Below are 13967 nucleotides of genomic sequence, written 5' to 3'. Positions count from 1 at the left end.
CCCTCTGGCGTGCGTGGCGGCGCGCGCGATGTCGGACTTTCCTCACGGCCCGCCTCCGGCGGGCTGGCGCGGACGCGGCGCCGATCGCGAGGAGCCTCGGGGTGGGACGTCCGACATTCGCCCGATCCATGCACGTGGTCCGGCCGAGCTCTGCGCGCGGCCCGCGAAAATCGGCGCGCGGCCTGGCGGCGCGCCCACGGCGGAGCTGACGCGGTCGACCCACCCCAACCAGAACCCTACACGGAGGACGCATGACGCAGGCGGGGCAGGCGGAGCCGCCGAAGCTCTCGGTCTGGACCAAGTTCGTCTACGGGCTGGGCTCAGCCTCGGAGATGGTCACCCTTGCCGCCATCGGCGGCTACGCCATGTTCTTCTACAATCAGGTCGTGGGGCTGCCCGCCACCTTGGCCGGCCTTGCGATCACGGTCAGCCTGGTGCTGGACGGCATGGCCGAACCGATCGTGGGCTCGCTGTCGGACCGGACGCGCAGCCGCTGGGGCCGCCGCCACCCCTTCATGTTCGTGGGCGTGATCCCGGTGGCGATCTGCGTCATCGCCATCTTCAACCCGCCCAAGGACCTGCCGCACCTGTGGCTGTTCTTCTGGTTCGCGAGCTTCGTCGTCACCCTGCGCATCTTCATGGCGGTTTGCCACGTGCCGCACATGGCGCTGGGGGGCGAGCTGGCGCACGGCTACACCGAGCGCAGCCAGGTCATGGCCTGGAACAACCTGCTCGGCATGATCGGCCGCGCCTCGACGTCCTTCATCGCGCTCAGCCTGTTCTTCCACGCCACCGAGGAATATCCGCGCGGACTCCTGAACCCCCACGCCTACACGCCCTTCGCCCTGGCCGTGGCGGCGGCCGGCCTGCTCATCCTGATGATCTCGGCCTGGTTCACCCGCGACCGCATCCCCTACCTGCCCAAGCCGCCGCAGGACCTGCCGCCGTTCAGCCCCTTCGAGTTCTTCCGGGACATGAAGGGGGCCTTCTCCAACATCAACTACGTGTGGCTGCTGGTCGGGTTCTTCTTCCTGTCGCTGATGCTCGGCATGCGCGAGGGGCTGAACCTCTACATCAACACCTTCTTCTGGGGCTTCACCTCGGAGCAGATCCGCTGGTTCGTGATCGGCACGCTCAGCGGGTTCTTCGTGGGCTTCTTCCTGACCGCTCGCGTGCACGCGCGGTTCGACAAGAAGATCGCGGTGCTGGTGGCCGGCGCCTTCCTGGCCGTCACGCCGGCCGTCCCGCTGGTGCTGCAGCTCGCCGGCCTGATGCCCGCGCCCGACGACCCGCGCCTCCTGCCGCTCGTCATCGCCTTCGCGGGCGTCTCGGCCGCGGCGGGGAGCGTCATGAACATCTCGGTGATGTCGCAGCTGGCCGACATCGCCGACGAGAACGAGCTGCGCTACGGCTACCGCCAGGAGGGCGTCCTCTACTCGACGCGGTCCTTCTTCGCGAAGCTGGACACCGCGATCGGGCACCTCTTCGCGGGCATCGCGCTGGACCTCGTCGCGTTCCCGGAAAAGGCCACCCCCGGCCAGGTGCCCGAGGAGACGCTTCGCAGCCTCGCCATCGTCGACGGCCCGCTCGCCGCGGTTCCCGGGCTGATCGCCCTCGTGTTCTATGCCCGCTACAGGATCACGCGCGCCAGCTACGAGGCGACGCGCGCCCGGCTGCTCGAGGCCCGGGACGCACGCGGCGGACGGCTGGCCGCCGCGGCCGCCGACTAAAGGCTGCGGAGCGCAGACCGCGCTGGAGTTCGGCGCCGGGCGCCCAACTTCGCGGCATAAGGCGCGCCCGGGGCGAAAGGATGAGCGGCCGTCGCCGCGCCGTCTTGCCAACGGCAGATCCGGCTCGCCCTCCTCGCGCCGGGTCACGGGCCAACGGGGGGCTGGCGTGAGTGAAGCGAAGCGACGCGCGGATCGGGCCGCGCTGGGCGAGAGGGTCGCGCTGGCGCTGGCGGCCGTCCTCCTGATGACGGGCGCCGCCCACGCCGCGCCGCCTGCGGCGCAGCTCAAGCAGGAGGGCTACAGGCTCATCGACCGCTCGGCCGAGCGGATCGGGCGGCTGGGCGACGCGATCTTCTCGTACGCCGAGATCGGCTTCCAGGAGACGAAGACGATCGCCCTCGTCACCCGCGAGCTGAAGGCCGCCGGGTTCGACGTGCAGACCGGCGTCGCGGGCATGCCGACCGCCTATGTGGCCCGCTACGGCTCGGGCTCGCCCGTGATCGGCCTGATGTCGGACTTCGACGGCATCCCCGGCGCCTCGCAGAAGCCCGCCGCCCTGGTGCACGATCCCATCGCGCCCGGCGCGCCCGGTCACGGCGAGGGGCACAGCACCCACCAGCCGACCCTCATCGCCGCCGCGATCGCCATCAAGACGCTGAAGGACCGCCACGGCCTGCCGGGCACGATCGTGGTCTACGGCGGTCCGGCCGAGGAGCTGCTGGGCAGCCGCGGCTACATGGTCAACGCGGGGCTCTTCAAGGGCGTGGACGCGATCATGGACGTCCACATCGGCTCCGAGCTCTCGACCAGCTATGGCCTGGGCAACCTCGCGATCATCTCGGCCCAGTGGACCTTCCATGGCCGGCAGGCCCACGCCGCGCGGGCCTGGGAGGGCCGCAGCGCGCTCGACTCCGTCGAGGTGATGAACGCCGCCACCAACTACATGCGCGAGCACATCGATCCGCCCGCCCGCATCCACTACGTCATTCCGGAGGGCGGCAAGCAGCCCAATGTGGTCCCTGCTGAGGCGGCGGTCTGGTACTACTTCCGGCACACGACGGCCGACAATGTGTGGGGCCTGTTCGAGCGCGCCCGCGCGGCGGCCAAGGGCGCGGCGCTGGCCACCGGGACCACCGTGTCCGAGCGCATCCTGTCGGCCTCGTGGCCCTTCAACGGCAACAAGGCGCTCGCCGAACTGGTGCAGGGCAACATCGAGGCGGTGGGCATGCCGGCCTGGTCGGCGGACGACCAGGCGTTCGCCCGGGCCTACCAGGTCTCCATGGGCGCGAAGGTCACCGGCCTGCCCGACAAGGTCCGGGCGCTGCGCGAGACGCGCCAGATCTCGAGCTCCTCCGACGCCGGCGACGTGACCTGGCAGGCGCCGTACATCCGGCTCACCATCCCGGCCAAGCCCGAGGGCGAGCTGGCGGCGCACCACTGGTCGGCGGCCATCGCGCCGGCCACCCCGCTGGCGCACAAGGGCATGGCCGCCGCCTCCAAGGTGCTGGTGGCGAGCGCGGTCGACCTGATGACCGATCCGGCCAAGCTCGCCGGCATCAAGGCCGACTTCGCCGCGCAGCTCGCGCGCTACCCCGCCTGGAAGAGCCTGATCCCGCCCGACGCCGAACCGGCCACCTTCCTCAACGTGCAGGAGATGGCGCGCCATCGCGCGGCGCTGAAGCCCTTCGAGTACGACCCGAACGGCAAGCCGAGCTACCTGGAGTTCCTGAAGATCAAGTACCCGCCGCCCATGCCGGACGGCGCCGTGGGCAAGGCCTCGAACGCCGTGGGAGGCCGCGATGGCGAATAGGATCACCCTTCGCCTGGTGGCCGCGCTCGCCGGCCTGGCCGTCGCCGGCGCGGCGTCGGCCGAACCGCGCGCCGACATCGCGCAACTGAAGTCCGAAGCCTTCGCCGTGGTGGACGGCAAGGCCGACCGGCTCGGCCGGCTCAGCGACGCGATCTTCTCGTACTCCGAGATCGGCTTCCAGGAGACCAAGACCATCGCCCTGGTCACCCGGGAGCTGAAGGCGGCCGGATTCGCCGTGGAAACGGGCGTGGCCGGCATGCCCACCGCCTATGTCGCCCGGTACGGCTCGGGCTCGCCGGTGATCGGCCTGATGTCCGACTTCGACGGGGTGCCGGGCGCCTCGCAGAAGCCGACGGCGCTGGTCCACGATCCGATCGTCGAGGGCGCGCCCGGCCACGGCGAAGGCCACAATACCCACCAGCCGGCGCTGATCGGCGCCGCGCTCGCCATCAAGGCGGTCAAGGACCGCCACAAGCTGCCGGGGACGATCGTCGTCTACGGCGGGCCGGCCGAGGAGCTCCTCGCGAGCCGCGGCTACATGGTGAACGCCGGCCTGTTCAAGGGCGTGGACGCGCTGATGGACGTGCACGTCGGCAGCCAGTTCGGCGTAAGCTACGGCCTCAACAACTTCGGCAACGTCTCGGTCCAGTGGAGCTTCAAGGGCCGCCAGGCGCACGGTGCGCGGCCGTGGCAGGGCCGTTCGGCCCTGGACGCCGTGGAGCTGATGGACGCCGGGATCAACTTCATGCGCGAACACGGCTACGACCCGGCCGACGCGCGGATCCAGAACGTCATACCCGACGGCGGCCGGCAGCCCAACGTCGTCCCGGGCGAGGCCACCAACTGGTACTACATCCGCGCCAAGTCGCCCGAGCTGGTCCAGTCGATCCTGGCGTGGATGCGCGACATCGGCAAAGGCGCGGCGCTGTCCACCCGCACCGAGGTGACCGAGCGGATCCTCTCCGGGTCGTGGCCCTACAACGGCAACAAGGCCCTGGCCGAGGTCGTCGACCGCAACATCCAGCTCGTCGGCATGCCGAAGTGGTCCGCTGACGACGTGGCCTTCGCACGGGCGGTGCAGACCTCCATGGGCCAGCCGGTGACGGGCCTTGCGACGGCGCCGACCCCGCTGCGGTCGGACGGCCAGGGCTCGTCCACATCGGACGCCGGCGACGTGTCGTGGCAGATGCCGCTGGCGCGCCTCTACATCCCGACCACGACGCCCGGCGCGCTCGCGGGCCACCACTGGTCGGCGGCGCTCGGTCCGGCGACGCCCATCGCCCACAAGGGGATCGCCGCGGGCGCGAAGGCGGTGGCGGCCACCGCGCTCGACCTGATGACCGACCCGGCGCTGCTGGAGGGCATCCGCAGCGACTTCGCGCGCCAGCTGGCCGCCTACCCGACGTGGAAGTCCTTCATCCCCGCCGAGGCGAAGCCGCCGACCTACCTCAACGTCGAGGAGATGGCGCGATACCGCGCCGCGCTCGCGCCCTATGAGTACGATCCGGACGGCAAGGCGACCTACCTGCAGTTCCTCAAGGTCGCCTACCCGCCGGCCATGCCGCAGAGCGCCGTCGGCCGCGCCTCGAACGCGCCGAAGACCACCTTCGAGAAGTCGTCCATCGACTGGGACTGGCGCAAATGACCCTGCACCTCGGCAAGCTCTCCGAGCACGCCGAGGGCGTTCAGCTCGCCGATCCGGCCGCGGGCGGCGAGCGGGTCCGGGAGCCCACCAGCGCGCGCGGCATCCCCCCGCTGGCGGCGATCCGCGCGTTCGAGGCGGTAGGCCGCCTGGGCGGCATCCGCAAGGCGGCGACCAGCCTGACGCTGGATCACTCGGTCGTGAGCCGGCACCTGCGCCAGCTCGAGGACTGGGTCGGCGTGGCGCTGTTCCAGCGGACGGGCGGCCAGGTGAACCTGACCGAGGCCGGGGCCCGCTACCACGGCCGCATCTCCGCGGCCCTGGCCGAGCTGGCGCTGGCGACCGCCGAGATCAGCGGCGGCGGCGAGGAGCGCAAGGTCCTGGTGTGGTGCGTTCCGGGATTCGCCGCCCAGTGGGTGTCGGACCGCCTGGCGATCTTCGAGAAGCTGAAGCCCGAGTTCAGCATCGAACTGCGCCCGACCGACGTGAAGGCCAACCTGCTGACCCACGAGGCGGACGTGGACATCCGCTTCTACCTCGACGACTGGCCGCCGGACCCAGGCGGTCGCGGCCTGCAGTACGTCGAGCTGGCACGGCCCCAGATCATGATCGTGGCCAGTCCCTCGGTGGCCGAGCAGTGGAAGGGCGCGACCGTCGACGAGCTGCGCCAGGCGCCGCTGCTCCACGAGGAGCACGACCAGCAGTGGCGGGCCTGGCTGGCCCTCAACAACGTCAGCAGCCTGCCCGATGTGCTTCCCGGCCCGCTCCTGTGGCATGCGCACCTCGCCATCGCCGCCGCCCGCAACAGCCGCGGCCTGGCGCTCGCCAGCACCTTCCTGGTGGGCCAGGACCTCGCCAACGGCAGCCTCGTCGAGGTGAGCCCGCCCGGCACCCGTCCGGTGGTGATCGGCGCCTACGCCTTCGTCACGCGCGAGGACCGCTGGTCGATGGACGGCATCCTCCAGTTCCGCCGCTTCCTCCAGGGCGAGGTGGCGCGGTTTGCGGCCGTGACCGCGCGCGGCTGACCGTCCCTGCCTGTCCGGAGCGGTGCGCGCGGCGCACCACCTGGGCGCTGATCGCACTTGCCCGCGGGCTCGGCGGGGGCGGACTGTCCGGAGCGATGAACGCGACCATCACAGCCGCCGCCGCACCCCAGTCCGCGCCCGCCCGGGACCTCTCCGCGTTCTGGATGCCGTTCACGGACAACCGCTACTTCAAGGCCAACCCGCGTCTGCTCGCGTCCGCGGACGGCATGTACTACCGCACGCCCGAGGGACGGGCCGTGCTGGACGCCACGTCGGGCCTCTGGTGCGTGAACGCCGGCCACAACCGGCGGCCTATCGTCGAGGCCATCCAGCGTCAGGCGGCGGTGATGGACTTCGCGCCCACCTTCCAGCTGGGACATCCCCTGCCCTTCGAGCTGGCCGAGCGGCTGAGCCGGCTGCTGCCGGCGGGCATGGACCGGATCTTCTTCACGAACTCGGGGTCGGAGTCGGCGGACACCGCGCTGAAGATGGCGCTGGCCTACCACCGCGCACGGGGCGAGCCCGGCCGCCTGCGCCTGATCGGCCGGCAGCGCGGCTATCACGGGACCAACTTCGGGGGCACCTCGGTCGGCGGCATCGGCGGGAACCGCCGGGGCTTCGCCGCCCAGGTGTGGGGGGTCGACCACCTCGGCCACACGCACGGCGCGGCGCCCGCCTTCAGCCGCGGGGTGACCGCCGTGAACACCGACCTCGCGGGCGAGCTGGAGGAGCTGGTCGCCCTGCACGGTCCCGAGACGATCGCCGCGGTGATGGTCGAGCCGGTCGCCGGCTCGACGGGCGTGCTCGTGCCGCCGGCCGGGTACCTGCAACGCCTGCGGGAGATCACCCGAAGGCACGGCATCCTGCTGATCTTCGACGAGGTCATCACCGGCTTCGGGCGTCTGGGCGCGGCCACGGGCGCGGAGTTCTTCGGCGTCACGCCCGACATCCTCACCCTGGCCAAGGGTCTGACCAACGGCGCGGCGCCCATGGGCGCGGTGGCGGCGAGCCGGGCGGTGCACGACGCCATCGTCGAGGGCGCGCCGCCGGGCATCGAGTTCTTCCACGGCTACACCTACTCAGGGCACCCGCTTTCGTCCGCGGCGGGTCTCGCCTGCCTGCAGCTGTACGCGGACGAGGGCCTCTTCGGCCGCGCGGCCGCCCTGGCGCCGCTCTGGGAGACGGCCGCCCACAGCCTCGCCGACGCGCGCCACGTGATCGATGTCCGCAACCTCGGCCTCGTGGCCGGCATCGAGCTCGAGCCCCGCCCGGGCGCCCCGGGCGCACGTGCGATGGACGCGTTCCGGCGCTGCTTCGACGACGGGCTGCTCATCCGCGTGACCGGCGACATCATCGCGCTGTCGCCGCCGCTGATCGTCGAGGAGGCGCAGATCCACGAGATGTTCGGCCGTCTCGGCCAGATCCTGAAGGACGTCGAATGAGCGCAGTCCCCGACGACGCCGTGGCTCCGGCGGCCGCGCCGCTGGGCAAGGCGCTGGAAGACCGGCACGTCGAGATGATCGCGATCGGCGGGATCATCGGCGCCGGGCTGTTCGTCGGCAGCAGCGCCTCCATCGCCGCGGTCGGACCCGCCGTGATGGTCAGCTACGGCCTGGCCGGCGCGATCGTGCTGATGGTCATGCGCATGCTGAGCGAGATGGCGGTCGCCCTGCCCGGCGTGCAGTCGTTCGCCGATTTCGCCCGGCTGGGCCTGGGGCACTGGGCCGGTTTCGTGAGCGGGTGGCTCTACTGGTACTTCTGGGTCGTCGTCGTCGCGATCGAGGCGATCGCCGGGGCCAGGATCATCCACGAATGGCTGCCCGCCCTTCCGGTGGGCGTCATCGGCGTCGGCCTGATGGCCGTGCTGACCGGCGTGAACCTCCTGTCCACGCGCAGCTACGGCGAGTTCGAGTTCTGGCTGTCCTCGATCAAGGTCGCCGCGATCCTGGTGTTCATCCTGGTGGCCGGGGCGTTCGTGGCGGGCCTCACCGCCCCCAACGGACCGACTCTCGCCAACCTGACGGCGCACGGCGGCTTCATGCCGAACGGCGCGACGGCGGTGATCGGCGGCGTCACCAGCGTCATCTTCGCCCTCACGGGGGCCGAGATCGCGACGGTGGCCGCCGCCGAGTCCGCGGGCGGCGCGCGCACCGTCGCCCGGATGACCTACACCGTCGCGCTGCGCATCCTGATCTTCTACGTGCTGTCCATCGGCCTGATCGTGGCGGCCATTCCCTGGACGCAGATCACGCCGGGCGTGTCGCCGTTCGCGACGGCCCTGGGCGTCATGGGCGTGCCCGGCGGCGAACTCGTCATGAACGCCATCGTGCTGGTGGCGGTGCTGTCCTGCCTGAACTCCGGCCTCTATGTGACGTCCCGGGTCCTGTTCGGACTCGCGGCCCAGGGCGACGCCCCGCCCTGGCTGGTGGCCGTGGACCGCCGCCGCGTGCCGGCGCGCGCGATCCTCATCGGCAGCGTCTTCGCCTATGCGGCGCTTGGGGCGTCCGTGATCTCGCCCGAGCGCGTCTTCGCCTTCCTGGTCAACGCGTCCGGCGCGCTGATGATCGTCATCTATGGGATGATCGCCGTCGCGCAGATCCGTATCCGCAACCGCCTCGAACGCAGCGAACCGGACCGGCTGGTGCTGCGCATGTGGCTGCATCCCTGGGGCGCGCTGGCGACGCTCGCGGCCATGGCGGGCGTGCTGCTGGCGATGGCGCTGACGCCCGAGCTCGCCTCGCAGGTCTGGGCCAGCCTCCTGATCGTCGCCATCGCCGGCGTGGCCTGCTTCGTCGCCGCCCGGCGGCGCCGCGCGGGGCCCTGAGGGCTCCGGGGCGGTGCGCCCCGCGCACCAGGGGCGGGAGTTTCGCACCTTTCGCACCACCCGCCGCACCGACAGGATTTTTCACAGGAAAGCCCGGCCGAAGACCCTGCAGGGGACAGGCGGCCGGCATTCCCCGAGGGGTCCGATCGATGTCGAAATTCGCCGCCGCCTGCCTGAGCGTCCTCGCCGTCGCCTCGGCCGCGTGGGGCAAGGGCTCGGTCCCCGACACGATCTACGTCAACGGCAAGGTCGTGACGGTCAATCCGGCCTTCGACATCCGCGAGGCGGTCGCCGTCTCGGATGGGAAGATCCTGGCCGTCGGGACGACCGCCCAGATCCGCGCCATGGCCAAGGGCTCCACGACGGTCATCGACCTCGGCGGCAAGACCATGCTGCCCGGCTTCAACGACAACCACATCCACCTGGGCGAGCCGCTGCAGCCCTGGAAGTACAGCAGCATGATCGGGCGCGTGGAGCCCTGGCTCCAGGGCGTCGACACGATCCCCGAGCTGCTGGCCGCCATCAAGGGCCAGGCCGCGACCCTGCCGAAGGGAACCTGGATCATCGGGGAGATCCCGCGCGAGGAGTGGCCCAACGGCACGCTGCCGAACCGCTGGGCGTTCGACGGGGCGGCGCCGGACCATCCGGTCGCCATCGCGCGCGGCCCCCACACCCTGATCGTCAACTCGAAGGCGCTCGAAGCCGCCAAGGTGACGCCCGAGACGAAGCCCGAGGGGGGCGAGATCGTCCGGGACGGCAAGGGCGAGCCCACCGGCATCGTCCTGGAGTCGGCTCGCCGCGTCATCTGGAACGCCATGCCGCCGGGTGCGCGCGAAGGCGCGGGCGATCCCGAGAAGCGCCTGGCCGACTGGCGAGAGCTGCTGCACCAGCTCGAGAGCCTCGGCATCACCAGCGTCAATGTGGCCGGCGTCCGGCCCAACGAGCTCAAGCTGGTGGACACGCTCTACGCCCGCTGGGGCGACGAGCTGCCGCGGATGGTGGTGCAGCTGCGGGTGTCTCCCGGCTACGACCAGCATGACGACGTCGCCGAGGGCGTGAGGGTCTCGATCGCCGAGCTGGACGCGCTGGGCAAGGACCGCAGCAAGGTCTTCAAGCACCCCAAGCTCAAGCTCGGCGCCGTGAAGATGAGCATCGACGGGGGCCTTTCGGCGCCGATCTTCTGGTCGATCAAGCCCTATCGCGGCCGGCCGGGCTTCCACGGCGAGCAGCGCATTCCGGACACCGCCTTCTACGCCGTCGCCAAGCGCGCGGCCGAGCTGAACTGGCAGGTGGGCATCCACACCATGGGCGACGCGGCCGTGCAGATGGTCGCCAACGAGATGGAGAAGGTCCGGGCCGCCGTGCCGCCCAAGTCGGACCCCCGCGACTACGTGCACCACGTGGCCGCGCCGCTGCCGGAAGAGACCATGCAGAAGATGGCCCGGCTGAAGCTGAATGTAGCGAGCCAGCCGGGCTTCCTGCTTTCGCTGGGATCCTACGCGGATGAGGCGCTCGAGCCCGAGGCGGCGGCGCGGCAGGATCCGTCCCGCAGCCTGCTCGATCGCGGCATCCGCGTCTCCTACGGCTCGGACGCGGGCCCCTACGGCCCGGTCGCCGCGCTCTATGCGGCGGTCACCCGGGTCGGGTGGAACGGCAAGGTCCACGGGCCCGAGGAGGCGGTGACGGTCAAGGAGGCCATCACCATGCACACCCTGGAGCCCGCCTGGTTCACCTTCGACGAGAAGACCAAGGGCTCCATCGAGCCCGGCAAGGTCGCCGATCTCGTGGTGCTGAGCGACGACCCCCTGACCATCCCGCCCGAGCGGCTCCAGGACATCAAGATCGAGAGGACGGTCATCGGTGGCCGAGACGTCTTCGTGAGAGGTCAGAAGAACTAGAACCATAAACAACAAGGCCGCCGGCAGAGTGGCTCAAGAAGAGAACGTCCGAGTAGGGAGTATCGAATGGAACGAATGCAGGACTGATGACGCCGGCTCGACTGCGTCGTCACGAATTGAGGGGGCAGTCATGGATCTTCATCAGCAACGCGCGGCTCAACCCAGGGCTGGCCGAAGCGCGCGCGTCTACAGGCTCGCGACGGCGAGCGTGGCCGCGCTGCTCATCGGCGCCCAGGCGGCGCAGGCCGCGGACGCGGCCGAGGACGCCGTGGCCACCGCCGAGTCCGAGGTCGAGGAGATCACGGTCACCGGCTCGCGGATCGTCCGCGACGGCTACAATGCGCCCACGCCGGTCAGCGTCGTCGGCACCGCCGAGATCAAGGCGCAGGCGCCCGCGAACCTCGCGGACTTCGTCAACACCATCCCGGCGATCGTCGGGAGCACCACGCCGGCCAGCAGCTCGCCGTCGCTGAGCGCGGGCTCGGCGGGCATCAACGCCCTGAACCTCCGCGCGCTGGGCATCACCCGCACCCTGGTGCTGATCGACGGCCAGCGGTCGGTCGCCTCGACCACCACGGGCGCCGTCGACATCAACACCATCCCGCAGGGCCTGGTGGAGCGGGTGGAGGTCGTGACGGGAGGCGCCTCGGCCGCCTACGGCTCGGACGCGGTCGGCGGCGTGGTGAACTTCATCCTCAACAAGAAGTACGAGGGCCTGAAGGCGAAGATCGAGTACGGCGAGACCACCTACGGCGACGGCGCCAACTACAAGGCCACGGTCACTTTCGGCGACGCGTTCATGGGCGGGAAGCTGCGCATCCTCGCCAACGCCGAGTACGCCCGCACCGAGGAAATCCCCGACGTTCCGCGCGACTGGAACATGAAGGGCTACTTCAACATTCAGAACCCGCTGTACGCGCCGGGCAACGGCCAGCCCGAGAAGTTCGTGGGCTACGGCATCGGGCCCGCGCAGGTCACCCCCGGCGGCCTCGTCACCTCGGGCCCCCTTCGCGGCACCTACTTCGGGCGCATCGATCCGGCGACGGGCCGGGCGACGGTGGGCCAGCTCGCTTACGGCCTGGCGCTGGGCCAATGGATGATCGGCGGCGACTGGCAGTACACCGGCAGCAACTATTTCGGGAGCGAGTCCCTCCTCCCCGGCGAAATCCGCACCGGCCTGTTCGGCCGCACGTCGTACGAGGTCTCGGACAGCATCGAGCTGTTCGCCGAGGCGTCCTGGAACCGCTACTCGGGCTCGAACCACTACATCCAGCCCACCAACATCGCGAACGTCACGATCCGGTCGGACAACGCCTACCTGCCGACCTCGGTGCGCAACCAGATGACGGCCCTGGGCCTCACGACGCTGCAGATCGGCACCACCAACTTCGGCATCCCGGTGGGCGGCGCGCGCAACCGCCGCGAGGTCTACCGCTACGTGGCCGGGGCCAAGGGGAAGTTCGAGCTGATGGAGAAGCCCTGGAACTGGGACTTCTACGTGCAGCGCGGCCAGGCCCGCACCCGCGAGCAGCTGTTCGGGAGCTGGAACAACGCCAACCTGGCGCTGGCGCAGGACGCCGTGTTCGCGCCGGCTGGCAACGCCGCGGGCATCCCGGCGGGGACCATCGTCTGCCGCTCGACCCTGACGGCCCCGACCAACGGCTGCGTGCCCATCAACCGCCTGGGCATCGGCGGCGTCACCCAGGCGGCCCTGAACTACATCATTCCGGCGGACCCCTACCGCAAACAGAAGCTGACGCAGACGGTGGCGGCGCTGACGTTCTCGGGTCCCGTCTTCGACCTGCCGGCCGGCTCCGTGCAGGCCGCGTTCGGCGGCGAATGGCGCCGCGAGCAGGTGTCGGGCTTCGTGGAGCCGCGGTTCAACAGCGGCTGGCTGTACGGCAACTACCTGCCCAACTTCGGCAACTACGAGGTGGAGGAAGGCTTCGTCGAACTGGACGTCCCGGTGATCGAGGGCCTGAACCTCAACGCCGCCGGTCGCTACACCCACTACAGCACCTCGGGCGACGTCCAGACCTGGAAGATCGGGGGCACCTGGGCGCCGATCGAGGACATCAAGTTCCGCGGCAACATCTCGCGCGACATCCGAGCGCCCAACCTGGACGAGCTGTTCGCGGCGGGCACGGCGCGCAGCAACAGCGTGCTGATCAACAACCGCTCGTTCGCCTACGTGCAGAACGCCACGGGCAACCCGAACCTCGATCCGGAAGTGGCCGACAGCTTCACCGTGGGCTTCGTGGCCTCGCCGCGCGTGATCCCCGGCTTCACGGTCGCGTTCGACTACTACGAGATCAAGATCAAGGACGCGATCGGCCAGCTGCAGCCGCAGGACGTGGCCGACCTCTGCTTCCTGCAGAACGTCCAGGCCCAGTGCGCCAACATCATCGGGACCTATGTGAACGGGGTCCTGCAGTCGATCAGCACGATCAAGCTGCAGCCCTTCAACTTCGCCAAGCAGAAGGAACGCGGCTTCGACATCGAAGGCGCCTACCGCCTGCGGCTGGACGACGTGATGGCGGACCTGCCGGGCGACCTGACGTTCCGTGGCATGATCACCCACTACATCGAGAACGTGACCGACCGCGGGATCGGCTTCCCGACCGACGCCGCCGGCGCCACCGTCCAGCCCAGCTGGATCTACCGGCTCAGCGCGACCTATTCGAACAAGCCCTGGACCTACAACCTCGTCGCGCGCGGGGTCAGCTCGGGCAAGCTCGATAACTCCTACATCGAGTGCCAGACCAACTGCCCCGCGACCACCGTCCAGCACCCGACCATCAACGACAACAGCATCCCCGCCGCGGTCTTCTTCGACTTCACGGTGGGCTGGGAGTTCGAGGTCGGGGGCAAGAAGGGCGACCTGCAGCTGTCGATCCGCAACGTCTTCGACAAGGACCCGCCCCTGGTGGCGAACCTGACGTCGAGCAACAGCACGGCGGCCTTCCCGCAGACCGTGCGGATCTACGACCAGCTCGGGCGGATCATCAAGGCCAGCCTCGAAGTGCAGTTCTAAGGGG

The 13967-nt window shown here is 70.3% G+C and carries 8 protein-coding genes; all 8 read left to right on the top strand.

Translation table 11 applies throughout. The features are described from left to right. Positions 1 to 251 precede the first annotated feature (251 nt). The 8 genes from AC2D8W_RS15540 to AC2D8W_RS15505 all read left to right on the top strand — a co-directional run bounded on the left by AC2D8W_RS15540 (position 252) and on the right by AC2D8W_RS15505 (position 13963). A complete protein-coding gene (locus AC2D8W_RS15540) occupies positions 252 to 1730 on the top strand; it encodes an MFS transporter (protein ID WP_484672288.1) in 1479 nt (492 codons plus the stop codon). A 166-nt stretch (positions 1731 to 1896) separates the two neighbouring features. After that, on the top strand, positions 1897 to 3540 hold the full coding sequence (locus AC2D8W_RS15535; protein ID WP_484672287.1) for an amidohydrolase: 1644 nt from the start codon (positions 1897 to 1899) through the stop codon (positions 3538 to 3540). Beyond that, positions 3530 to 5185: an amidohydrolase gene (locus tag AC2D8W_RS15530; RefSeq protein WP_484672286.1), complete on the top strand. Its 1656-nt coding sequence runs from the start codon at positions 3530 to 3532 to the stop codon at positions 5183 to 5185. Before AC2D8W_RS15535 ends, AC2D8W_RS15530 begins: the two co-directional genes overlap by 11 nt. Further along, positions 5182 to 6207 (top strand): LysR family transcriptional regulator, encoded by a 1026-nt coding sequence (locus AC2D8W_RS15525; protein ID WP_484672285.1) that lies wholly within the window; start codon positions 5182 to 5184, stop codon positions 6205 to 6207. Before AC2D8W_RS15530 ends, AC2D8W_RS15525 begins: the two co-directional genes overlap by 4 nt. Before the next feature lie 95 nt (positions 6208 to 6302). Beyond that, positions 6303 to 7649, top strand: coding sequence for an omega-aminotransferase AptA (gene aptA, locus AC2D8W_RS15520; protein ID WP_484672284.1), 1347 nt, complete (start codon positions 6303 to 6305; stop codon positions 7647 to 7649). Further along, entirely contained in the window at positions 7646 to 9031 is a 1386-nt protein-coding gene (locus AC2D8W_RS15515) for an amino acid permease (protein ID WP_484672283.1), read from the top strand. The genes aptA and AC2D8W_RS15515 overlap by 4 nt, the downstream gene beginning before the upstream one ends. A 149-nt stretch (positions 9032 to 9180) precedes the next feature. Next, the gene (locus AC2D8W_RS15510) at positions 9181 to 10929 is read left to right on the top strand and encodes an amidohydrolase (protein ID WP_484672282.1); all 1749 of its coding nucleotides are present in this window, start codon (positions 9181 to 9183) and stop codon (positions 10927 to 10929) included. A gap of 208 nt (positions 10930 to 11137) precedes the next feature. Then, the gene (locus tag AC2D8W_RS15505; RefSeq protein ID WP_484672281.1) at positions 11138 to 13963 is read left to right on the top strand and encodes a TonB-dependent receptor plug domain-containing protein; all 2826 of its coding nucleotides are present in this window, start codon (positions 11138 to 11140) and stop codon (positions 13961 to 13963) included. Positions 13964 to 13967: the final 4 nt, after the last annotated feature.

This window comes from Phenylobacterium sp. T106, from assembly GCF_057219735.1.
This window is presented reverse-complemented; position numbering and strand designations above follow the sequence as displayed.